Source organism: Wenzhouxiangella sp. XN24, assembly GCF_011064545.1.
Classification (GTDB): domain Bacteria; phylum Pseudomonadota; class Gammaproteobacteria; order Steroidobacterales; family XN24; genus XN24.
The window spans coordinates 1-257 of sequence record NZ_JAAMFG010000006.1; the positions used below are offsets into that span (position 1 = coordinate 1).

The 257-nt window shown below is 69.3% G+C and carries 1 protein-coding gene; it reads right to left on the reverse strand.

Going from position 1 to position 257, the window contains the following annotated elements; all coding sequences use genetic code 11:
- A partial coding sequence (locus tag G6032_RS00040; protein WP_240901823.1) for a methyl-accepting chemotaxis protein occupies positions 1–257 on the reverse strand: 257 nt, incomplete at both ends.

Genomic DNA, 257 nt, shown 5'->3' on the forward strand with positions numbered 1-257 from the left:
TCGGTGACCCGCTTCACGGCGGAGACGATCTCCTCCATGGTGGCGCCGGCCTGCTCGACGAGCTTGGAGCCACCCTCGACGGTGTCGACGGAGTCGTTGATCAGCGTCTTGATCTCCTTGGCGGCCGCGGCGGAGCGCTGTGCCAGGGTCCTGACTTCTCCTGCGACCACGGCGAAGCCGCGACCCTGCTCCCCGGCCCGGGCGGCCTCGACGGCGGCGTTCAGTGCCAGGATGTTGGTCTGGAAGGCGATGCCGTC